We start from the raw sequence: 24,777 nt of genomic DNA on the forward strand, positions 1-24,777 counted from the left end.
ATTATTTAATCTCCTTTATTTCGTTTACAGTAATCAACTTATATAGTTTGTCGCTTGGGCGAACCTTTCCAGGAACAGGAATTGAAACTCTTGTACCTTGTTCTGCCTTTTCAACACAACCCAAATCAAAACGTATTTCATCTGCATTGAGATACATTACTCCTGTTGTAGGACCTGTGATAAGGAGTTTCTCACCTTTATTAAAGTCAGAAGCTTCTACAGCTACTTCAGCAACACCCAACTTAGAGAAATATTTCATTACTTTACCAACAAGAACTTTCTTTTCAGTTGCCGCACTGCCATAGTGCTTATTCCACTCGCCCAACGTCTGTCCCTGATAATAGCCATCCCAGAATCCACGGTTGAATACTTTAGCAAGCTGCTCATCCCACTCATCCTTCTTTTCTTCTGTTAATGTACCATCAAGAACACTCTGAATAGCTTCCTTGTAGCATTTCACTACTGTATAAACATATTCTGGTCCACGAGCACGTCCCTCTATCTTGAAGACTCTTACGCCAGCATCCATCATGCGGTCTATGAAGCGAATGGTCTTCAAGTCTTTAGGACTCATCACGTATTTATTGTCAATTTCCAGCTCGTTGCCAGTTTCATTGTCTGTTACGGTATATGAACGACGGCATATCTGCACGCATTCGCCACGGTTGGCACTACGGTTGGTATTCGCAAGACTCAGATAGCACTTTCCACTTACAGCCATGCACAAGGCACCATGACAGAACATCTCAATACGTATCTGCTTTCCCATTGGTCCGCATACATTCTGCGCAATAATCTGTTCGTGAATTTCCTTCACCTGATCCATATTGAGTTCACGTGCCAATACTGATACATCAGCAAAGCGACTATAAAACTTCAACGCCTCGATATTGGTAATATTGAGTTGAGTGGAAAGATGAACTTCCTCACCAACTTCTGTGCAGTAACTCATCACAGCCACGTCACTAGCAATCACCGCACTGATGCCAGCCTCTTTTGCGGCATCGATAATCTGCTTCATTGTTGCAATATCATCATCATATATGATGGTGTTAACAGTGAGATATGTCTTTATTCGATGCTCATTGCATGTGGCAGCTATTTCGCGCAAATCATCTATATTAAAATGATTGGCCGAATGAGAGCGCATATTAAGTTTGCCGATACCGAAATAAACGGAATCAGCACCTGCCTGTATTGCAGCGGCAAGGCTCTCACGAGAGCCTACAGGCGCCATTACTTCAAATTCAGATATTTTTCCCTTCATGGGTGCAAAATTACTCATTTTATTTGTAACTTTGCGCAATATGAAAAAAATACTTTTATATATAAGCGTCTCTCTTGTCGTGATTTCATGCGGTCGTCCTTCAAAACAAACTGTTGAAAAAAATCCGTTTATCACCGACGTAATGCTGAAGACAACTCCAGTGAAAGACCAGGGTGACAGTCAGCTGTGCTGGGCTTACGGAATGTTGGCTACAATAGAAACCAATCACCTGATGATGGGTGATTCCGTGAACCTAAGCACAGACTACTTGGCGAGAATGATGCTTAACGATGCGGCAAAAAGGTATTATCTTTCTGGAGGAAAGAATACGATATCAATGCGAGGTATGGGCTCTATGCTTATTCATCTCTTGCAGAACTATGGTGTAGTTCCATTTGATTCATACAATGCTAAAGAACCCGTAAATTATAACGTGATATGCCGTAAACTTATGCAGGCTGCACGAAGTGCAAATAATCTGAGCGTATTAGACCAAAAAGTGAATAACGTACTGGATCAGGAAGTTGGATATATGCCCTCAAAATATGTACACATGCTTGGCGCAGAATATACTCCACAAGAGTTTGGACGCAGCGTATGCCGTGATAACGAGTATGTGAACGTGACAAGTTTCAGGCATCATATAATGGGCGATTCATTTATATTGGAAACTCCCGACAACGTGATGAACGATAAGTTTCTTAATGTTCCGATAGAAGCCTTGATGACGATGATTACAAAGAGTCTCGTAAACGGTAAAGCCGTATGCTGGGAAGGTGACGTGAGCGAACCAGGATTTTCTTTCAGCGAAGGTGTTGCTGAAACCAACCACCAAACAGTGACTCAGGATTTGAGACAGCACGAATTTGAAAACAGACAGACTACTGATGACCATGTAATGGAGCTTATTGGGTTGGCTCATGACAAAAACGGAAAGAAATACTTTATTGCAAAAAATAGCTGGGGCACCAGCAACCGCTTTAAGGGTTACATGTACCTCAGCTATAATTATGTGAAACTGAAGACAATAGCCGTATTCCTTTCTCAGGATTAAGGTCTGTCTACTAGTTATTATTCTGTAAACTTGTTTAGCTTGTTGAGATAATACTGTCTCACATCCTTCCAATGATAATATGGAGCTATATCTGTCTTGACAGGCAATGTAGCTTCATTTTCATTTCTAAGTACTTTAACTAGTATATCCTTAGAACCTTTCTTATGATAAAACACCAACTGAATATTACAAGCCATCGGGAATATGCGGTAATTCTCCCATCCCTTGTCATCAAGTTGCTCAAGGTCACTGACCTGCATTCCCATTCCGTCAAGATCCATAAGACATGTTAGTGGCATAACCATTGTGTCGTGACCATAACGCAAAGTCACTCCTGGATGTGGCAAAGCTATGCAACTATCAGCATCACTTATTATCTTGCGAAGAAGGTTACGCTGACTGTAAGGTTGCTTGCCTCCATTCAAAGGGCATGCGCCATAGTTGATATACCACCACGCATTATTAATCTGCCAAAGATCATAAATCTCGTCATCGGTAAACAAGTCGTATAATGACATGCTGTTGCGAAACTCTGTACTCTGCACATTGCTGGCCTGTTTGAAAAGTACTTCATATAACTTATTGGCATTTAAATGATTTTTCCAATACTCATCATCATTAAACAACAGTCGCATCACGCGCTCAGGATGTTCATGGTTTTTACAAAACTCAGTATAAGGTACCATTGCACTTGTTGGCATACGTTTTTTAAATAACAAAGAATCATCATAGTTCATATAATACATATCATGATAACTTGCGTCGTGAGTGATATTTAGTTCAGGATTAATCCTTACCATTTGCTGCAAAGCGTTTTCCATACTTAATATGCAACGTATCACAACTGTGCTCTTTGCATCTACATTCGTCTTTCCTGCAAATATCTGTGGAAAGTTTTTCAGCATTCTTTCTGCAATCTGTTTATGCTGCAAAGCTCCTCTTTGAGTAAGTTCTCCATCACGTCCCATAGCAGCGTCACGCAACTTACGAAGTTTGGTAAGCACTTCCTTACCCTTTGGTGTAAGTTTACCAAGAGAATCAGCTTTTTCAAGCCATGCTACAGGTCTATTGTAATCACGGTCTCCAATAAGCCAGCGGCTGCCGTGACGTCCATAGTGACTAAGGTAAAATGGTGCATATCCAGATGGTGCAGGAGTAAGTTTTTTCTGCAAAGGTCCAGGGTAAGCCAGATAATTACTTGCCGACAAGCTACGATCGACTTTAAAATCCTTGCGTGCTTGCTGTGAAAAGCCAGTAATGGCAAGTGACAATAAAATAACTATAAAAGCATTTCTTTTCATATATGGAAAATTATTTCTACTTGCAAATATACTGAATTATTTTGTATAACGATATTCAAATATATATTTTCTACCATATTTGTGGGAGCACCATCACATATCTTAGGTATAGAATATACCACGTGAGTGGGATTGCCTATATTGTAAAAACACGTTAATTTTGCAAACGAAAATATAAATAAACCCAAAAATAAAATTATGAAGCAAATGTGTAATATTTACAAACGAATGTGTTGTATGTCTGAACGAATGTGTAAGGCATTATCAGATAGTATAAATAATTTATTAAGTAATAAGAAAAAAATAATTTTAGAATATGAAAAAGAGTTTATTTACAATCGTTTTCACATTAATACTCAGTTTAAGTTTTGCCGAAGCATGGGCTGGTAATTATAATGAAAGTGACAAAGCGAAATCACAGACATACTATATTAATGCTCCTCGCTTTGTACGTCCATTGATAGAAAAATGGATAACAGAATACAAACGCATTAAACCCGAAGATGATTTTGCAATTGCAAAATCAGTAACAAACAAAGCTATTAGTTCTATCAATATAGAGATTTCAGACTCAAAAGTTGAAAATGCCAATAACAAAACTGTTTATATAGCAAAATATGCAATACTTCCAATAATTGCAAAAGGTTCTGCAACTTATGAAATTATAGGTAAAAAAGAGTTTAATGAGAAGAAACTTAAAAACCTATTTTTTACAAGTGATGATATTGAAGAAAGCGAGAATAAAGACAAGGTCAAAGATCACACTGTAGTATATTCAGGTAATGGTATTTCATCTGTGGCAACTCCTTTTGCATCATATTATGGTGAGAGTGTTTCCAACTTTCGTGGTAAAAGCATCGCTGGTGATGATATCTTTTTGAATACAGCCATAGAGAATGACCCAAATGGCATCTCTTTTAATGCAGTTCCAAATATATATGACATACAAAGTCGTCTTATTAAAAACAATCTTGATATTATTCATCTTGACGTTAGCAAGGATCAGCAAAATGCATTTTCTTCGCTTGACAAATTAATAACATCATTAGAGATATCAACCATTAAAGGTATTCCTATAGAAAAGGTTGGATTTACATATAATAAAGACGATAATAAGATTGATGATTTTGTAGGTTGGATACTTGCCAACGGTAAAAGCTTTAATCATCAATATGGTCTGTTAGAACTCAATGTAAAAGACATTGCACAGGAAACACCTAAGGTTAAATCAGCTTATATAGCACAGAAATAAATAATGTTTTTTAAAGGTATCTTCGGGGGCTCTAGAAATAGAGTTCTCTGAGGATTACTTAACCCAAAAATTATATATAGAATGAAACGATATTTATATTACATAATTACATCTTTACTGCTTTCACTTCCAACATCTGTTTTTTCACAAACACAGATTAGTGGTCATGTTACTGATGTACAGACAGGCGAACCTCTTGTTGGGGTCACCATTATCGTAAAAGGAGAAAAGGGTCAGGGTACAATAACGGATGCAGAAGGTAATTATACCTTGCACACCCATAAAGAAGCGCCATTCACTATAAGTGTAGGTTATATAGGTTATCATCCATCAGAAATAGATGTATATGACACCGAAGAACCTGTAAACATTAAGTTACACGAAAAAAGTGATTTTCTAAATGAAGTTGTTGTTGTAGGATATGGAACTCAGAAACGTGAACAATTAGCATCTTCTATTTCGACTATAGGAAATAAAAACTTTAAAGATGTACCTAGTACAAGTTTTGACCAAGTGCTTCAGGGACGCAGTTCAGGTGTTCAACTTACCACCCCTTCAGGAAATCTAGGAACAGCTCCAATTGTCCGTGTGCGTGGTGTTGCATCCATTACATCTAATACAAGTCCGCTATATGTAGTGGACGGTGTACCAGTCCAGTCAGGAAATCTATCTGCGTCAGGAGATATAAATGTGCTAGCCGACATTAATCCAAATGACATTGAATCTATCAACATATTAAAAGATGCCGCAGCTGCAGCTCTTTATGGTTCTAGAGCTGGAAATGGTGTGATTCTTATTACAACGAAACATGGAGAAAAAGGAAGTCTTAAAGTTTCTTACGATGGCTGGGTTGGATTTTCTTCACCAGTGAAATACTATGATGTATTAAACGCAGAAGATTTTGTCAACGTAAAGAACTTTGCTGTAAAAAATAGATATGGCACAGACCAATATTCTTTGAGCAGCGGACAGCCGACCAAAGATGGTACTAAAACCTTTAATTTAGCTTATGACAAGAATGGAAATGTGATTAATACAAAATGGAATGACTATGTATTTCAAACAGGTTTTCAACAAAGCCATACTGCAAATATTAGTGGTGGTAATGATAAGGCCATATTTCATGCGTCAGTAAACTATTTGAATCAAGATGGTATTTTAAAGGGTGATAAATATAAACGTCTTGGTTCATCATTTAATGTAGATGCAAATGTGACGAATTGGTTAAAAATAGGAACAAGCCATAAGATATCTCTTGCGAATCAAGAAACAGGTGATCGCTCGCGTGGTGGTAATATCATGGCATATTCTGCTTTGACACGTATGGCATGGGCTGACGCACCAAATATAGCAGCATATGATGAAAATGGTAATCCAACACAATTGCAGGGACATTTGGGCTATGGACCAAATACCGTAATGGCTCCTCTTGATAACCCTGCGTCTGTATTGGAATCAGGAAGCTTGTTAAAAACAGAAGATGTGCGTTGGTTGAGCGTTTACTATGCTGAATTAAAGCTATTTAATGGTCTTACATTGCGTACCCAATATGGTCGCGATTTTACACGTATTGAAGATCGTGATTTCTATGCTCCAACAGTTGTAAATGGATATAATCAAAACGGTCAGGCAACTAATATTATAGTTAGAAATAATCAGTATACATGGACCAATACTGCAACATACGACAATAGTTTTGGTAATCACCATATTAATGTACTGTTTGGTAATGAAGTTTCAGAGAAGCAATTTAAGTCATGGGGCAGCAGCCGTACAAATCTTATTGATAACAGCTATCAAATTTATGAAGCAGCATATAAAAATATAACAGCTATAAATGGACAAATTTCAGAGAACGGTCTTTCATCTTTCTTTGGACGTGCAAATTATGATTATTTAAATCGTTATATCATTTCCATAAACGGTCGTCGTGATGGTTTTTCTGCATTAAGCAAGAATCATCGTTGGGGTAACTTTGGTGGTATAGCTGCTGCTTGGCGAATATCTGATGAAAGCTTTTTTAAGCCATTAAAAAAGAACATCGATGACTTAAAGATAAAAGCTAGCTGGGGAGTTGTCGGTAATACAGGAATTGCAGATTATGCTTCACGCAGCTACTACAACAGTATTTATTATGGAAACAATGGAGCTTATACAATAGGACAAATAGGTGATTCAAACAATTTAAAGTGGGAAACAAGTAAAAAATTTGATTTAGGCTTTAGTGCTTCTTTATGGGGAAATATTGCTATTGATTTTGATTATTATAATAACACTTCATCTGACTTGATATTAAATGTACCAGTTGCTCCTTCAAAGGGTATTCCTAATGATTATATAACAACAAATGCAGGAGCAATGAGAAATACAGGTTTTGAATTTTCTGTGAGTGCAGATGTTATAAGAAAGAAAAACTTTACTTGGTCAACTTCTTTTAATATTACAACAAATAGTAATGAAGTTACAAAGTTGAGCAATGGACTAAATGAATTTATAAGTGTTGGAAATGGTGAAACAACAAACATAACTCAAGTAGGAAAGTCTATCGGACAACTTTATCTTTACCAAACAAGAGGTATTGATAAAACTACAGGGCGTCGCATCTTTGTAGGTCAGAATGGAGAAAATGTATTAGTTTATTATGAGAAAAGTAATAAATTCTATCTTGAGGATGGCACACCATATAGTCAAGCTAATCTTAAAAGAGTTGTAGCTGGCAATACACTCCCAACATGGTATGGTGGTTGGACAAATAATTTTAAATATAACAATTTTGATTTATCTATATTCTTCCAGTTCTCTGGAGGTAATAAGATATATAACGGTTCAACAGCCACATTGAGTGATGTGCGTTTTTGGAACAATTCAAAAGACTATGCACAAAATTATTGGACACCAGAGCATACTAATGCAAAATATGCATTACCTGTATATGGAGATAATTATTCTAATGGTAGCGCACTCCCTATTACAGATTGGGTAGAAAATGGCGACTATATAAGACTTAAAAACATTTCCATTGGTTACACATTCAATAATAAATCATTGCTCAAAAATATTGGCGTGTCAGCGTTGAGAATATATGCTCAGGCTCAGAATCTATTTGTTATTACTGGTTATTCAGGTTTAGATCCAGAAGTTCTTTCACAAACTTCTTCACCGAATTTACTTGGTGGAACTGATCATAATACAACTCCACAGGCGAGAACATTTACATTTGGAGCACAAGTTACATTTTAAAAAATGAATATATGAAACATAATTCAATTCTATATAAGTTATCAATATTTTCAATTGCCATTTTGGCATTTACATCTTGCGATTCTGTTATTGATAAAGATCCTGTTCTTCAGACAACAGATACTAATGTTTTCTCTAGTAAGGATAAAATTGAGAGTAATCTTTTAGGAATATATAGTGATGTTAAAAATTTTCTAGCCTATAAAGGTTATGCATATTCTGATATACGTGGAGATGACGTCTACTCGTTATCAAATAATGTTTATAATTGCTATAGCGTATACGAGATGGCTATTGGTGAGTCTACAGAAGATAACACTAATGCCTGGTCTACTTTATATCGTGCTATAAATGAGACAAATACGTTTTTAGTCAATTTGGATAAGCACAAGGATATAGCAGGAGCATCATACGATCAATATGTTGCCGAAGCAAAATTTCTTCGCGCATTAAGCTATTATCAATTAAACTCTCTATATTCAGATCCATATTCAATTAACAATGCCGCAAAATCAGTTCCATTACGTCTACAGAGTGAAGGATCAACAGCAAATGATAATCTTAAGCGTTCTACAAATGCAGAAGTTCTTTCACAGATTCTAAATGATATTAGTGATAGTAATATTTCCAATCTTAAAAATGGAGGAAATAGTTATAATGGTGAAACAAGGGCAACAGAGGGTGCTGCTCATGTGCTGAGACAAAGAGTGTATATGGAGTTAGGAGATTGGACAAATGCAATAAAGGAAGGTGAAGCTGTAAGTGGATATTCATTAACGCAAAATGTATCTGATATTTTCCACAATAATATAAATACAGAAACTATATTTGCTTTTCCGATGGCAGATACTAACAAGGGTGCAAACCAAACTGCCATGGCATCTTATTATGCATCTGGAAATGTTTTTGTTTTGGATGACAAATATGGTTTCTTGGCAGATAAGGCATATAGCTTGCCTAAAGATAAACGTGTTAGTGATTTGATAGGAAAAATTGGTTCTAATTATATACTTAAAAAGTATTATGATTTAAGTAATTACCTTGACTGGATACAGGTTTTCAGATATGCCGAAGTTGAATTGAATTTAGCAGAAAGCTATTACAATAATAAACAGGAAGACAAAGCACGACAATACCTTAAAAATGTAAGAAGAAGGTCGGTAGCTGCAATTGATGATATTATAGATGTTGATAAACTATCTGGCACAGATTTGTTGAAGGCAATATATTTTGAGCGTAGGGCTGAGCTTGTCGGCGAAGCTGTTAGATCTATTGATATACATCGTCGTGGCGAAACTTATTATAAAAGAAATGGCACATTTACTCCTACAACAAATGGATATACATGGCCTATTCCAAGTAGCGAAACTGTAATTAACAAATTAATTAATGATTAATAATATGAACAGAATAATAATAAGTACGGCGCTATTCTTGATATCAATTACGCTAGTGGCACAAAATAAGAGCCAAAGTGATGATGAAATATATTTCAGATCTCAGACAAAGACAATAGCATCAGATAAATTTGCAGGTCGAAAACCTTTAACGAAATATGAGAATTTGACAATTAATTATATTGCCGATGAATTCAGTAAACTTGGTTTAAAGCCAGGAAATGGCGATAGCTTTTTTCAAAAAGTTCCGTTACTGGATACACAGACTCGTGCTAAAAATGGAATCACCGTAAAAGGAAACAGAGGAAGTTTTAACTTAAAAGAGCGTGAAGACTTTGTTGTTTGGTCTCCACAAAGAAAAAAGAATATTGATCTAAGTAATGAGCAATTTGTTTTTGTTGGCTTTGGAATAAATGCTCCAGAATACAATCACAATGATTATGAAGGGCTTGATGTAAAGGGGAAGATTGTTGTAGCATTGGTAAATGATCCAGGATTTTATGATGTTAATCGCTTTCGTGGACATAACATGACTTATTACGGACGATGGATTTACAAATTTGAGGAGGCAAGCAGGCAGGGTGCTGATGGCGTTCTTGTAATTCATGACAGCAAACCAGCTTCCTATGGCTGGAATGTTGTCCAGAATTCATGGTTTGGACATAACCTAGAACTTGTTTCTGATAAATCCAATGAAGATAAAGTTAAATTTAAAGGATGGATTAAAAAAGACAAGGCAAATGAACTTTTTAAATCAGCCGGCACTTCATACGATGAACTTTTCAACAAGGCTCTTGATAAAGACTTCAAAGCTATAGCATTGAACGCAAAAGCAAACATACATCTTAAGAATGATTATATCTTTGGTAATTCAAATAATATAGCTGCTGTATTACCCGGAACAGATTTAAAAGATCAATATGTTGTATATACTGCTCATTGGGATCATTTCGGTATTGGCAAACCTATAAATGGAGATAGTATATATAATGGAGCTAGCGACAATGCATCAGGTGTAGCAGCACTTCTTAGTGTGGCACGCAAGTTTACAAATCTTTCAGATAAGCCTCGACGTTCAATTCTTTTTCTTTCAGTAACCGCAGAAGAAGCTGTGTTGCTTGGCTCTGAATATTATGTTAACCATCCTCTTATTCCTTTGTCAAAGACGGCTGCTAATATTAATTTTGATGGTACTGCTCCAAAAGGACATGGAAGCAAAGTGTTTATTGGTTCTAAAGGCGATTCCGAGACAGACTTGTATGTTGAGTCAGCTGCTGCTGCTCAAGGTAAGCAAGTAACATGGTCAAACGATGATACTAGAGGCGGTTATTTCCGATCAGACCATTTTAGTTTTGCCAAAGCTGGTATACCTGTTGTAATTGCCGGCAGTGTCCCTGATGACAGTTCTAGCTTTTTGAAGCGTAACACTTATCATCAGCCTAGTGATGAATATCAAGACTCATGGAATGTTGATGGTGCTCTTGAAGATATTAATCTTAGTGTTGGTATAGGTTTAGGAATTGCTAATGCTGATAAATTTCCAGAATGGAATAAGTCAGCTGTTTATAAAAGAATATATTAATGAATATGAAATATCTATTATTATTTATTATTGCGCTATCTGTTAATGCAAAAGCGCAGACCCTACAGAAAGTTAATCTTTCTGGTAGTGTTGAGAATACTAAAAGTGAGAAAGTGTATCTTCAGAAATATGAAAACAAGACATATATAACTATTGATTCATCGGAAGTTAAAGATGGAAGATTTTCATTTTCTAAAAGTATCGTACTACCTGAAATATACGGATTGTCTTTTACATCTAACATAGATAATCCTTTTACCAGTTATCTTGTTTTTCTGGATAATGGAAATATAAACGTGAAGCTTGATTCTATTGACGATTTTAAAAATACCATTGTTGATGGTTCGAAAGAACAATTACTATATGAAAACTTGTTGAAAGATAGTGTAAATATAAAAGATGTCATAAAAAAACATCCTAACTCTATAGCAGCTTTATATGTATTTTATCGTTATTATTCATACAAGATGTCACCATCAGATATCAGATCAACAATTGCTCTGCTTGATAAGAATCTTCAGAATTCTGCTTATGCTAAAGCAATGTATGATTTGGCTAATACAATATCAGAAGTGGGTACAGGTAAACAGGCTCCTGATTTTGTAGCATACACATCTGCTAATGAAGAAGTACATCCATTGACTCTAGCAAAAGGAGGATATTTATTGATTGACTTTTGGGCATCTTGGTGTCCGCCTTGCCGTAAAGAAAATCCAAATCTAGTTAAGACTTATGAAGAATTTAAAGATAAAGGATTCAATATCGTAAGTGTTTCACTTGATAGCAGTTTAGAATCATGGAAAAAAGCTATCAATAAAGACAATCTAGAATGGACACAACTTATAGATAGAAAGGCTTGGAATGGAGATGGAATAAAAAAATATGGAATACGTTTGATTCCATCTAATTTTCTAATTGATAGTAATGGTAAAATTCTTGCAAAGAATCTTAAAGGCGATAACCTAAGAAATGTGTTGTTACATTTTATCCACTAATACTCTTATGTGGGAATGTATCTTTGTCTTTAATAAAAAAGTAGCTAAATAACATGTTATATAAAAAAAATAAGTAACTTTGTAGTCACTGATTATTAATATTACTTGTTTATTATCAAGTAATATTAATGCTTTTTGTATTAAAGGTAAATAGAGAATATAAACTAGAATGGATGAAATAATGGACAGAAACAATATACAGAAAAGTAACAAGGAAATATCAGAGGGATCGTATGATTTCGATAAGATTATAGATCGCTCAGGAAGCGGAGATTTAAAGCATGAAGCATTGTTACCAAGATGGAGACGTAATGATTTACTTCCACTGTGGGTTGCTGATATGGATTTTGAAACACCAATGTTCATAACCGACGCCCTGAAAAAACGCCTTGAACATTCATTATTTGGATATACTATTGAACCTAAAGAATTGTGGCAAACAATTATAAATTGGGTTAAAGAACATCACCAATGGGAACTAAAGCGTGAATGGCTAAAGTTTATACCAGGAATAGTTAAAGGTATAGGTCTTGCAATTAATGTTTTTACAAAACCTGGAGACAAAGTAATCATACAAACTCCTGTATATCATCCTTTCAGATTAACTCCAGAAGGAAATGGCCGTGAAGTTGTTTTTAATCCTTTAAAAAGACGTGATGATGGCTATTATGAAATGGACTTTGATAATCTTGAGAAAGTTTGTGATGACAAATGTCGAATATTCATACTTTGCAATCCTCATAATCCAGCAGGTATTTGTTGGAGTAAAGAAACACTGCAAAAGCTAGCTGATTTCTGCTATGAACACCATCTGCTTGTTATATCTGATGAAATTCATTGCGACATGGCTATATTCGGACACAAGCATATACCTTTTGCAACGGTCAGTGATAAAGCTAGAGAAAATAGCATAACTTTTCAGGCACCAACAAAGACATTCAATATCGCTGGAATTATTTCAAGCTACGCCATTATCCCAAATTCTGACATACGCAAAAAATTCTATGGTTGGATTAATGCTAATGAACTTGATGAAGCTAATATATTTGCCCCTATTGCCACAATAGCAGCCTTTACGAAAGGTGAAGAATGGAGAAAGTCTATGCTTGCGTATATTGAAGACAACATACGTTTTGTAGAAGATTACTGTAAAGAGAATATTCCACAAATACATCCTTTGCGTCCACAGGCATCTTTTCTTATATGGCTTAATTGTCGTGAACTAAATTTAGACCATAAAGATCTACTTGATTTGTTTATTGATAAGGCTCATCTAGCTCTTAATGACGGAGAAATGTTCGGTCAAGGAGGTGAAGGTTTCATGAGAATGAATATAGCTACCCCACGTTCAGTATTAAAACAGGCTTTAGAGCAATTGGCAACAGCGGTCAATAACTTGAAATAATTTATTGACAGCTGCAGTCCGAATTTTACTCGGACATAATTTAAAGAATAATCACTTTTGAAATGAATGATTATTAAAATCATTATCGTGTTGAGTTGGAAGAATTTCACATCTATCACTCAACACGATGATGACTTTTTAAAACAAATTGAGAATATAACATTTTATTCCCAAACTTCTTTTGCTATTTCCTTAACAAGTTTGATTTTCGCCCACTGCTCTTCTTCTGTCAGTTTATTGCCAATTTCGCAAGAAGCAAATCCGCATTGAGGACTGAGATAAAGACGATCAAGAGGTATGTATCGTGCAGCCTCATGGATGCGAGCAATTATGGTCTGCTTATCTTCTAATATTGCACTTTTCGTAGTAATGAGTCCCAATACAACTTTCTTACCCGGAGCAACATGTGCCAAAGGCTCAAAACCACCAGAACGCTCATCATCATACTCCAGATAGAAAGCATCCACATTTTCACGAGCAAAAAGAAAATTCTCTACTGCATCGTATGCACCTTCAGAAGCCCATGAAGAATGATAGTTTCCACGACATACATGCGTACTAATAACCAATCCTTCATGACGCTCTTCGAGAGCAAGGTTGTTTAGGCGGAGATATATTTCCTGTAACTGTTCTACATTATAGCTAGAACCAGCCATAGATGTCCAAAAATTCTTATCGCACACCATTCCCCACGTACAGTCATCAAATTGAATATTGCGGCATCCAGCATCATAAAGATCACGTATGATTGTGTGGTAAGTCTGTGCGATATCCCATATCAATTCTTCGTTATCTGGGTAAATAGCTGTTGTCGTTTTACCATTGTCACCACGAAACAATTCTGCATAGAATTGTGCTGGGGCAGGAATTGTCTGTCGTGCAACAACACTTTCTGTTTCAAACTGTTTCACATACTTGAAATGCTCAACAAACGGATGGTTATTACCATTAATTTTTCCTGTTAGTGCTACAGAACCATGTGTCGTTTCCTCATGATGGAAGAAATAACCATTGTCAAGCTCGATATGCTTAGCACCATTTATACCCCACATGAAGTCAAGATGCCAATAACTGCGACGAAATTCGCCATCGGTTATCACCTGCAATCCTGCTTTTTTCTGTTTTTCAATAAGTTCGGCAATGCACTTGTCTTCCACTTGCTTCAGTTCTTCACTTGTAATGTCGCCTTTTGCAAACTTTACCCTTGCTACTTTAATCTCTTCAGGGCGGAGAAAACTGCCCACTATGTCAGCACGGAATGGTGCATTCAGTATATTTTTGCTCATCTTATTTACTTTTAAAATTATTACTTTATCTTACTTATAATCCGGATTTCATGCAGCGAAGTTACTAAATCCAATTTTAAAAGGCAAATATTTTGATAAATTCGGAAAAATATCCTATATTTGTGTAATAATTCTATAATTAGCAGAATATTATTCTTTAAATTAAATGATATACAAAATGGAAAAATATGAAAATTTAGACAATATAGACATTACTATTCTACGAACTTTACAGAAAAACTCGCGACTGACTACTAAGGAACTTGCGGCAAAAATACACCTTTCCACATCTCCAGCCTTTGAGCGTCAGAAACGGTTAGAAAGGGAAGGATACATAAAAGGGTATATGGCAGTAATAGATGCAGAAAAAGTTGGTAACGGTATTTTAGTACTGTGTAACATTCGACTCAAACAACACACAGAAGATCTAATACAGCAGTTTATGGATGCTGTGAGAAATATTGATGAAATCACAGAATGTTTCAACACTAGTGGAGATTATGACTTTTTGATAAAAGTCTATGCAAAGGATATGAAAGACTATCAGCAGTTTATGCAACACACACTGGGTAGAATAGAGTGTGTGGGTAGCCTACATAGCGTATTCGTCATTGACGAAACTAAAAATACCCATGGTGTCACGATTAGACGATAAATTTAAGTTTGTTTTATTATATCGTGAGAGAAAACTATATTGATAAAAAATAGAGAACTAAAACAAAATATTTTTTAGCTAATTCAAACAAAGTCTAAAGAACGCTATTTCAGCTAATTGGGTACACTTTGTTTAAATTTAGTGCGCAACTATGTTGTTGTTTTAAAAATAAAAAGGCATTATAACTTGTTTGTTTTAAAAATAATATATATTTTTGCCTACGAAAATCATTTAGATTCTATCTAAAGAGGGGTGCCGACAAACTGTCGGCTGAGATTATACCCGTGGAACCTGATGCAGTTAGTACTGCCGTAGGGAGAGACTTTTTTAAGTCGCTTTTCGCATATCCATGTATATATATTGATATATAGTAGCTCCTCTTGACACTTATATTAAGTGGAGCATGTTCTATTATACAGCTTTATCTATTGCCGGCAGTGATTGCAGCGGAGGTGCCGGTATTCAAGCAGACATAAAAACAATGTCGGCATTGGGTGTTTATGCTGCATCTGCAATTACTTATATTACCGTACAAAACACAATGGGCGTGGAATTTTCATGCCCTATAGACTCTTATACCGTTGAACGTCAAATCCATGCAATAATGAATGACATACGCCCAATGGCTATTAAAACAGGAATGATGGGTAACAAAACTACCGTAGAGGCAGTTGTAAACGCATTGTCTTTTTACTATCATGGCAATTTGGTTGTTGACCCTGTTATTCTTTCCACCAGTGGGTCTGTATTACTTAATGATGATGCAATAGATACGATGTGCAGAAAATTGCTGCCTATGGCTACTGTTGTAACTCCTAATATTCATGAGGCCGAGGTATTGGCAAACATGAAAATAAACAATAAAGATGATATGAAAGTAGCTGCACTAAATATAATGGATTATGGATGTAGCGCTGTACTTGTGAAAGGCGGACATATAGAAGGTGACAATAAATGCGACATTCTTATTGAACGCAAAGAAAACGGAATATATGAAGAGCATGAATTTAATGGTAAAACTGTAGACAGTAAAAATACTCATGGAACAGGATGTACATTTTCATCTGCCATAGCTGCATATCTAGCACAAGGAATGAGTTTGATTAATGCTGTGAAAGAGGCAAAAGAATATGTAACAATGGCAATAGCCGAAGGTGCTGATGTATCTATAGGTAAAGGACACGGACCGTTAAACCACTTTTTCAATCCAATGAAAATGAAAAAAATAAATCACAAATGAAAATAGAAAAAGTACAATTCATTACTCACAAGACTGCAAATATAACTTATGCAGAAGGTGCACTGATGGCTTTACTCGGTGGATGTCGCTGGATACAACTTCGTATGAAGGATGCTGATATATCTGAAATATGCAGTGTTGCAAAAATTATACAACCTGCTTGCCAAAGTGTTGGGGCTAAATTCATTATTGATGATCATGTTGAACTAGTGAAACTGCTTAATGCCGATGGAGTACATTTAGGTAAAAATGACATGCCGATAGACGAAGCTAGAAATATTCTTGGAAAAGAATATATTATCGGTGGTACAGCAAACACGATTGAAGATATCGTTGATATATATAAATCAGGTGCAGACTATATTGGTTGTGGACCTTTCAGATTTACATCAACAAAGAAAAATCTTTCTCCAATAATAGGACTTGAAGGGTATAATAAAATAATATCAGACATGAAACAGCGGAATATTGATATTCCTATCGTTGCCATAGGTGGTATCGTTGATGAAGACATACAGCTTATATTAAATACTGGGATGAATGGAATAGCATTGAGTGGATGTGTGATGAATGACAACAATCCTGTAGAAAAAATGAAACAGATAATAAACAACACTTATAATATAAATTTTAAATGAACAACAATATTAAATTCTCGTATCCTGATTCTGAGAAAGTTTACATGAATGGTAAAATATTCCCAGAACTAAAGGTTGCCATGAGAAAGATTAATCTCACTCCAACAATAGAAATTATTGACGGAAAGAGAAGCGAAACACCTAATTTTTCTGTCTACGTATATGATACAAGTGGACCATACAGTGATCCAAATGTAAAAATTGATTTGAAGAAAGGATTACCTAAGTTACGAAAACAATGGATTGAAAAACGAAATGAAAGTGTTCAGACACAGATGTATTATGCAAAACATGGAATTATAACTCCAGAAATGGAATATGTAGCAATACGCGAAAATATGAATTGTGAAGAATTGGGCATAGAAACCCATATTAGTCCTCAGTTTGTGCGTGACGAGATTGCCGAAGGAAGAGCTGTTATTCCGGCAAACATCAATCATCCTGAATCTGAACCTATGATTATAGGGCGTAATTTTCTAGTTAAGATAAATACAAATATAGGTAATTCTGCTACATCTTCTGGAATTCACGAAGAAGTGGAAAAGGCTGTATGGAGCTGTAAATGGGGAGGTGACACGCTCATGGATTTGTCTACAGGCGAAAACATTCACGAAACAAGAGAATGGATATTACGAAACTGTCCTGTTCCTGTCGGCACGGTTCCTATGTATCAGGCTTTTGAAAAAGTAGACGGAAAAGCAGAAAACCTTACTTGGGATATATTCAGGGATACACTGATAGAACAATGTGAACAGGGTGTGGATTATTTCACGATACATTGCGGAATAAGACTGAAGAATATTCATTTAGCAGAAAGCAGACTTACTGGGATGGTGAGCCGTGGAGGAAGTATTATATCTAAATGGTGTATCACTCATAACAAGGAAAGTTTTCTCTATTCTCATTTTGATGATATATGTGATATCTGCGCAAAATATGATGTTGCAATATCTCTGGGCGACGGACTTAGACCTGGATGTACATTTGATGCCAATGATAAAGCCCAATTTGCTGAACTTGACACAATGGGTGAACTGATTGAGAGAGCATGGAATAAAAACGTACAGGCTTTTATAGAGGGTCCAGGACATGTTCCTATGAATAAAATAAAGGAGAACATGGAAAGACAGATTGAAAAATGTCATAATGCTCCTTTCTATACGCTCGGTCCACTCGTGACAGATATAGCGCCTGGATATGATCACATAACAAGCGCGATAGGTGCTGCTCAGATAGGATGGTTGGGTACAGCAATGCTTTGTTATGTAACACCAAAAGAACATTTGGCTTTGCCTAATAAAGATGATGTTCGTATAGGAGTAGTTACTTACAAGATTGCAGCACATGCTGCTGACTTGGCAAAGGGACATCCCAGTGCGGCAATACGTGACAATGCATTGAGTAAGGCTAGATATGAATTCAGATGGAAAGACCAGTTTAATCTGTCTCTCGATCCTGAAAAAGCATTGGAATATTACAAAACATCAAATAATGTTGGTGGTAAATACTGTACTATGTGCGGACCTAACTTCTGCGCTATGCGTATAAGCCATACTTTAAACGAACAAGATTGTCTAACAAAATAAATATAACAAAAAATGATTGAGACACAAGTTTCAAAGGGTATCATAAATACCTATTTTGAAAAATTACAAAGTAATCTGGACCTTGACGTTGCCATTGTTGGCGGTGGTCCTTCTGGTATCGTAGCAGCCTATTATATGGCTAAAGCAGGACTGAAAGTTGCGCTTTTTGACCGTAAACTATCACCAGGCGGTGGTATGTGGGGCGGTGCAATGATGTTTAATCAAGTTGTGATACAGAAAGAGGCTATGGATATCATCAACGAATTTGACATTAATTCTGCTCCTTTCAATGACAACCTATTTACAATAGATTCAGTTGAGAGTACTTCTTCGTTACTTTATCATGCTGTACATGCTGGTGCAACTATTTTTAATTGCTATTCTGTAGAAGACGTTGTTTTTAAAGATAACGTTGTAAGTGGAGTTGTTGTAAACTGGACTCCAGTACTTCGTGAGGGACTTCATGTAGACCCATTGAACATTATGGCAAAATGTGTAATTGACGGTACTGGACACGACAGCGAGATATGCAAAACCGTAGCCAGAAAGAATGGTATCAGACTAGACACAGAAACAGGAGGAGTAATTGGCGAACGTTCACTTGATGTCATTGCTGGCGAAGAGGAAGTAGTAAAGGGTACAAAAGAAATATACCCAGGATTATACGTATGTGGAATGGCTGCTTCAGCAGTATCAGGTACACCACGTATGGGTCCAATCTTTGGTGGTATGCTTATGTCGGGAAAGAAGGTTGCCGACATGATAATAAAACGTATAAAATAAGTAGTATGAAAAACCGAAAGTTCTTTCTTGAATAGAAATATTTTCTTTTCTTGAAAGAACTTTTATTTTTATCAACCATATTGGTATGAATGGCAACCAATCAGGTAAGGTTAGACAACTTATTTAATAACAAATGTAAACCTATTCCGGCTAAAGACAGACATCTACCAGAAAAAGTTTTTTTAATGTCACTAATATCACTTTGTCACAAACCCTTTGTTTATAAGGGATTAGCCAGTGACATTAAGTGACATTATCGGGCTAAAAGTGACATTAAATATAAAATAGCACCATTTTTTGGCGAATTTTCGCAAAAAATGCGATACCTATATCGTTACTTTTCTTATTAATTTAACACAATAAAGTTGCTACAAATTCCGCTAACCATGAAATTTACAAATACTTACATTCGTCGAACTCACTTAATTTTAGTGCAAGACATGTTTTACTTGGTGTTCATTTCTAAAACAGATGACGTATTCTGGTTATGAATCAACTAGTATTGAAATTTCGGTGATTTAAAAAAATAACTGAAATGCTTATTATCCTACATATTAAATGGTGCTTTTGTTACAAAGTTCAAACAGATGAAGTAAGACCTTATTCGATATCAACAAATTACATTATTAATGAAATAAATGCTTAGATTTATTCCCTTTTTCCGTTAAAATGCCTTAATTAGTAAGGTTTAATTGCTTTGCTTTTTAAAAGTACCAAATCAGTTGTGTTTTTGTATACGCCAATATAATACAGATATCATATCTTTGCACCGAGAATTAAAACAAAGAAAATTCGTACACTTGTTATGGGGCATACAAGTAGTATTAAAAAAATGCTCCTTGGTGCTTTGATAACATCATCAAATTATTAATAACAAATTTAAAATTAAAGAAAATGAAAAAATTATTTGTCGCAGCAGCTTTATTATCAGTATTCGCAGCTACTAAAGCTCAGAATGTGGAACTTATTCCTAAAGCAGGTATTAATATTTCCACTCAGTCAATTAAAGGTTTAGGTAATGAAAAAGCTAGAGTTGGTATTCAGGGTGGACTTGGAGTTAATGTCCATACAGGTTTAACTGGTTTTTCAATACAGCCAGAATTAAATTTTATAAGCAAAGGTACTTCTCTTAAAACTACCACAGGTAGAGAAAAGCTGAATCAGAATTATCTTGAACTTCCTGTCCTTGCTAAATACAGCTATGGTCTTGTATACGTAAATGCTGGTCCTTACATCGGATTGCGTTTAGGTGAAGGAGACAAAGAAAAGTTAGCTTATGGTGATACAAAAAGATTTGACTTAGGAGTACAGATGGGTGGTGGATTAGCAATTCCTGCAGGTCCTGGCAAGGTCATTCTTGATGCAAGATACTCATTGGGACTAAATAATATTGCTGAGACTTCGGGCGTAAATATTAAGAACCGCGGTATTATGGTTTCAGCAGGATATGCAATTACTCTATAAATAATGGAGTGAATAAATATATTCATGTTAAATGTTTTCTAAAGAGGGTGTCTTAAAAGACACCCTCTTATTTGTGATTGACAAGCACGAATTATTTGCTTTAGAGTGCAAATATCTGGCAATATTTAATAGCCGAAAATGTTCAGTCAAGCCAATAATCTCAATGAAGTTAGTGGTATGTGGTCTAAGGAGACGAGCATAATACCTACAAAATGATAGTAGGTATAAGACAAAGACACTTTTTTGATTATTGAACAAAATAATTATTAATACACATTGTATATCCAATTAAAACAGATAACTTTGTATCATATTTTACTAAATTTTATATGAAATGAGAATAAAAGTGTTGCTATCACTGTTGATATTGACTGTTGGTATTCAATTACAAGCATATCCAGCCACAATGAAGAAAAAAATTCTTATTGCCTATTTTTCGCATACGGGCAACACACGTGCCGTGGCCATGCAAATAAAAAAAATAACGGGTGCTGACGTTTTCGAAATTATACCGATAAAGCCTTATCCCAATGATTATAACACGTTATTGGAACAAACTAAAACAGAAGCAAGGAACCATTATCATCCTCAATTAAAAACCAGACTAAAAAATTTTAATCAATACGATATTATTATTATTGGTTCGCCTATTTGGTGGTTTACATTTGCTCCACCCGTGTCTAGTTTCTTAAAAAGTTACAATTTTGAAAACAAAACAATTGTCCCTTTTAGTACAAACGAGGGATCAGGACTGGGTACTATTGTATCGGACACCAAAAAGCTATGCCCCAAGGTCAAAATATTGAAAGGTTTGTCTATAACAGGTAGTAAAGCGACTAAAGCCCAACACCAGGTATCAACCTGGCTTAAAGATATCCAGATCATAAAATAACAAAAAGCGTCTCACTAATTAAAAAGTATAAAATGAAATTGATATCGGCTTTACAATAAATAGTCATAATATTCCATGTAAGTGCCTATAACTTTAAAAACATTATTGTATGAATAAAAAAATAATTTTTAAACTCATAGTAGATCTTTTGATGGCAATTGCTTTTTTATTTTTAATGGCTTTTAGATTTACTGAAGGTTATCTTCACGAAATAATTGGAGCAAGCGTTTTTGTTTTGTTCATAACACATGCTATTTTGAACAGAAAATGGTATCTGAGTTTATTTAGAGGTAAGTATAATGCTATGCGTACTTTTAAAACAACGATCAATATACTGATCCTTCTTTTAATGTTAATCATAATCGTAAATGCTATTTTTATTTCACAACACCTATTCAGTTTTATTCCGTTAGACAGTACCTTATTTGTCATAGAACTACACATGTTCTGCGCAGCCTGGATTTTTGTATTGGTATCTATCCACCTTGGGCTACATTGGAAAATGATATTGAATATTACAAAGTTTTCTGCTAAGAATAAAACTTTAATAGTTCTTTCTCGCATAGGAGTTATTGTCCTTTCTTACTTTGGCATCAAGGCTTTCATTGCAAGATATTTATTTCAAAAATTGATGATGTATCCTGCCTACGATTCTATTAGTCTAAGCGGAACGGGACTTGAAATATTGAATGATTACCTTTTGATAATGATAACAATAGTCAGTATCACTTATTATTCCTTGATTATTTTAAAAAAGAAGAATACTAACACATAAATCTAATTAAAAAGTATTTCTATTTCCTCCAGTTCTATTAAAGGGTGAAAATCAAAGCTTTTAATTTGAAATTAAACATATAGAAATACATAAAATATTGTCTAAATAATATTATTTGCGATAATCTGAAGGTGACATTCCAGTATGTCGTCTAAAATATCGGCTCATATATGATGTGTCTTCAAAATTCATTTTGTCAGCAATTTGTTTCAATGGCATATCCGTATTTTTAAGTATTGACATCATCTCAAATATAACTTGTTTGTCTATCAATCCTTTGGGACTATCGTGCATTATTTCGGATGTAATAGTAGACAAATAGTAGGGAGTTATAAATAATTTTTCAGCATAAAATGCCACGCCATGTTCGGTATTGGCATATTTTTCTAGCAATGAACCAAACTGGCGAAGTATCTCTAGAGATCTTGGCATATGTCGCAAATTTGTATGCGGAATATTTTTTTGAATCTCGGAATCAATTATTAGAAATAAAGAATTGATATAATTTTTTATTAATACATCAATGTTACTACATTCTGAATGTTTGTATAGCCACATTATTTGCTTTAACCACAATTCTAACTGTTCAGACTGCTCAATTGAAGGCTTAAAAATTGGATAGGTGAATGTAAAATCGCAGAAAGATCCATTTACATTTCGAAAGACATCATAAAAAAATGATTCAGACATTAAGCAGTAATAAGTTGAAAAATCATCGGACACACGTAAAACTACTGGTCGCATGTCCCAGTTGGCATTAAAAACCTCACCAGCCCTGAACAGATAATTTTTATTATATAATGAAATTACCGCCCAACCTGTTTGGCAAATAAACAAGGTATTATAACCAGTTTTAAGCAATCGTTTGGTTTGTCCATTCAAATTTGTTTGCCCCATGGCATACGCTTTTTTCTCTGTGAAAAATATGGGTTCAATATCTATCATAAGTTTTGATTTTTGCTGCAAATATAGCGATAATTTACGAATATATATATATTGTTTCGAAAAATACCCATTTTGTCGTTATTTTGTATAGTAAGGATAAATACTAATATCGTAATTTTGCAGCATAATTTAAAACAAATAACAATTAAAATATTAAGAAAATGAAAATTGCAATTTTAGGAACCGGAATAATCGGTTCAGGATTAACAAAAGGATTAATTAAAGCAGGTTATGAAACTATTGTTTATAACCGTACTGTATCCAAGACAGAACCACTCGTTGCACTAGGAGCAAAGGCTGTAACCACAGCTGCAGAAGCTATTGCAACAGCAGATGCTTCTATTATTGTATTGACAGATGGTGCAGCGATAGAAAATTTGCTACAGGATGAAGCCGTAAAAGCAGCCTTTAATGGTAAAAAAATTATCAATGTATCAACTACAAGTCCATCTCAAATCGAAGAATATGCAAAAAAAGTCGTTGAATGTGGAGGAAACTTGGCTGAAATATCTGTTTTGGTTGGAGGCGAAGAATTGAGTAATAGACAAGGCCGCTTTTTATTGGGCAGCGATGCTGAAGTAGTAAAATTTTGGACGGAGATATTCAGTACTATTGGTGATATTCACCCTGTGGGATGTATAGGAAATGCTTCTAAAGCAGAATCTCCAATGCTTTTTGGCTCTATGTTTATCAACGCAATAGTAGCTTATTCGGCAGCTGTTGCCCATAAACTAAACATTCCTCATGAAATTATTTCTCAGCAGGTGGCTATGTTCACAAATGGTGGAGATTACTTACTCCCAAATATGTTTGCCAGAGATTACAGTCAGATCGTTGCTTCTACCGATAATTTTAAAAGCGTATCGGAAACTGCCATTAATACTGCTAAATCACTTGGTATGCCCGTTAAATCACTCGAAGGAATATTGGAACTGTTTGACCAAGCCGTAAAACTTGGTTATGGAGCTCAGGACGGTTCTTCTATTGTTGAAGTTTTATTAGGTTCTACAAAATAATATA

20 protein-coding genes and 1 riboswitch are annotated in these 24,777 nt (G+C 35.2%); of the genes, 16 read left to right on the forward strand and 4 right to left on the reverse strand.

Translation table 11 applies throughout. From position 1 onward, the window contains the following. Position 1: 1 nt before the first annotated feature. Positions 2-1,267, reverse strand: a complete 1,266-nt coding sequence (locus HEQ28_RS10225) for a peptidase U32 family protein (RefSeq protein ID WP_434504455.1) — start codon at positions 1,265-1,267, stop codon at positions 2-4. A gap of 40 nt (positions 1,268-1,307) precedes the next feature. On the opposite strand from HEQ28_RS10225, the gene HEQ28_RS10230 reads away from it, so the two are divergent. After that, on the forward strand, positions 1,308-2,321 hold the full coding sequence (locus HEQ28_RS10230; RefSeq protein ID WP_434502128.1) for a C1 family peptidase: 1,014 nt from the start codon (positions 1,308-1,310) through the stop codon (positions 2,319-2,321). Positions 2,322-2,338: 17 nt separating this feature from the next. Here the strand turns inward: HEQ28_RS10230 and HEQ28_RS10235 are convergent, their stop codons facing one another. Continuing rightward, complete coding sequence (locus tag HEQ28_RS10235) at positions 2,339-3,622, reverse strand: histidine-type phosphatase (RefSeq protein WP_434502129.1); 1,284 nt, start codon at positions 3,620-3,622, stop codon at positions 2,339-2,341. A 316-nt stretch (positions 3,623-3,938) separates the two neighbouring features. On the opposite strand from HEQ28_RS10235, the gene HEQ28_RS10240 reads away from it, so the two are divergent. From HEQ28_RS10240 to HEQ28_RS10265, 6 genes are all read left to right on the forward strand, one after another. Beyond that, positions 3,939-4,874, forward strand: coding sequence for a hypothetical protein (locus tag HEQ28_RS10240; RefSeq protein ID WP_434502130.1), 936 nt, complete (start codon positions 3,939-3,941; stop codon positions 4,872-4,874). A gap of 81 nt (positions 4,875-4,955) precedes the next feature. Beyond that, the gene (locus HEQ28_RS10245) at positions 4,956-8,114 is read left to right on the forward strand and encodes a SusC/RagA family TonB-linked outer membrane protein (RefSeq protein WP_434502131.1); all 3,159 of its coding nucleotides are present in this window, start codon (positions 4,956-4,958) and stop codon (positions 8,112-8,114) included. Between the two features lie 11 nt (positions 8,115-8,125). Continuing rightward, positions 8,126-9,511, forward strand: coding sequence for a RagB/SusD family nutrient uptake outer membrane protein (locus HEQ28_RS10250; RefSeq protein ID WP_434502132.1), 1,386 nt, complete (start codon positions 8,126-8,128; stop codon positions 9,509-9,511). 4 nt (positions 9,512-9,515) lie between these two features. After that, a complete protein-coding gene (locus HEQ28_RS10255; RefSeq protein ID WP_434502133.1) occupies positions 9,516-11,093 on the forward strand; it encodes a M28 family peptidase in 1,578 nt (525 codons plus the stop codon). 5 nt (positions 11,094-11,098) lie between these two features. Beyond that, a complete protein-coding gene (locus HEQ28_RS10260) occupies positions 11,099-12,088 on the forward strand; it encodes a redoxin domain-containing protein (RefSeq protein WP_434502134.1) in 990 nt (329 codons plus the stop codon). 181 nt (positions 12,089-12,269) lie between these two features. Next, positions 12,270-13,493, forward strand: coding sequence for a MalY/PatB family protein (locus HEQ28_RS10265; protein ID WP_434504456.1), 1,224 nt, complete (start codon positions 12,270-12,272; stop codon positions 13,491-13,493). A gap of 164 nt (positions 13,494-13,657) precedes the next feature. Here the strand turns inward: HEQ28_RS10265 and HEQ28_RS10270 are convergent, their stop codons facing one another. Beyond that, complete coding sequence (locus HEQ28_RS10270; RefSeq protein ID WP_434502135.1) at positions 13,658-14,779, reverse strand: 5-methyltetrahydropteroyltriglutamate--homocysteine S-methyltransferase; 1,122 nt, start codon at positions 14,777-14,779, stop codon at positions 13,658-13,660. Positions 14,780-14,957: 178 nt separating this feature from the next. On the opposite strand from HEQ28_RS10270, the gene HEQ28_RS10275 reads away from it, so the two are divergent. From HEQ28_RS10275 to HEQ28_RS10310, 8 genes are all read left to right on the forward strand, one after another. Next, positions 14,958-15,434: an Lrp/AsnC family transcriptional regulator gene (locus HEQ28_RS10275; protein WP_434502136.1), complete on the forward strand. Its 477-nt coding sequence runs from the start codon at positions 14,958-14,960 to the stop codon at positions 15,432-15,434. Between the two features lie 237 nt (positions 15,435-15,671). Then, positions 15,672-15,767, forward strand: a riboswitch (TPP riboswitch). Between the two features lie 70 nt (positions 15,768-15,837). Beyond that, the gene (gene thiD / locus HEQ28_RS10280) at positions 15,838-16,674 is read left to right on the forward strand and encodes a bifunctional hydroxymethylpyrimidine kinase/phosphomethylpyrimidine kinase (RefSeq protein ID WP_434502137.1); all 837 of its coding nucleotides are present in this window, start codon (positions 15,838-15,840) and stop codon (positions 16,672-16,674) included. Then, the gene (locus tag HEQ28_RS10285; protein ID WP_434502138.1) at positions 16,671-17,312 is read left to right on the forward strand and encodes a thiamine phosphate synthase; all 642 of its coding nucleotides are present in this window, start codon (positions 16,671-16,673) and stop codon (positions 17,310-17,312) included. The genes thiD and HEQ28_RS10285 overlap by 4 nt, the downstream gene beginning before the upstream one ends. Continuing rightward, positions 17,309-18,898 (forward strand): phosphomethylpyrimidine synthase ThiC, encoded by a 1,590-nt coding sequence (thiC, locus tag HEQ28_RS10290; RefSeq protein WP_434502139.1) that lies wholly within the window; start codon positions 17,309-17,311, stop codon positions 18,896-18,898. The genes HEQ28_RS10285 and thiC overlap by 4 nt, the downstream gene beginning before the upstream one ends. 12 nt (positions 18,899-18,910) lie before the next feature. Beyond that, a complete protein-coding gene (locus tag HEQ28_RS10295; RefSeq protein ID WP_301411576.1) occupies positions 18,911-19,681 on the forward strand; it encodes a sulfide-dependent adenosine diphosphate thiazole synthase in 771 nt (256 codons plus the stop codon). Positions 19,682-20,575: 894 nt separating this feature from the next. Further along, entirely contained in the window at positions 20,576-21,145 is a 570-nt protein-coding gene (locus tag HEQ28_RS10300) for a porin family protein (protein ID WP_434502140.1), read from the forward strand. 334 nt (positions 21,146-21,479) lie between these two features. Next, positions 21,480-22,037, forward strand: a complete 558-nt coding sequence (locus HEQ28_RS10305) for a flavodoxin (RefSeq protein WP_434502141.1) — start codon at positions 21,480-21,482, stop codon at positions 22,035-22,037. A gap of 109 nt (positions 22,038-22,146) precedes the next feature. Next, on the forward strand, positions 22,147-22,812 hold the full coding sequence (locus tag HEQ28_RS10310) for a hypothetical protein (protein ID WP_434502142.1): 666 nt from the start codon (positions 22,147-22,149) through the stop codon (positions 22,810-22,812). A 111-nt stretch (positions 22,813-22,923) separates the two neighbouring features. Here HEQ28_RS10310 and HEQ28_RS10315 read toward each other — a convergent pair whose 3' ends face one another. Further along, positions 22,924-23,757, reverse strand: a complete 834-nt coding sequence (locus tag HEQ28_RS10315) for a helix-turn-helix domain-containing protein (protein WP_434502143.1) — start codon at positions 23,755-23,757, stop codon at positions 22,924-22,926. Positions 23,758-23,918: 161 nt separating this feature from the next. On the opposite strand from HEQ28_RS10315, the gene HEQ28_RS10320 reads away from it, so the two are divergent. Next, complete coding sequence (locus tag HEQ28_RS10320) at positions 23,919-24,773, forward strand: NAD(P)-binding domain-containing protein (RefSeq protein ID WP_434502144.1); 855 nt, start codon at positions 23,919-23,921, stop codon at positions 24,771-24,773. Positions 24,774-24,777 lie beyond the last annotated feature (4 nt).

Source organism: Prevotella sp. (assembly GCF_051059605.1).
Classification (GTDB): domain Bacteria; phylum Bacteroidota; class Bacteroidia; order Bacteroidales; family Bacteroidaceae; genus Prevotella.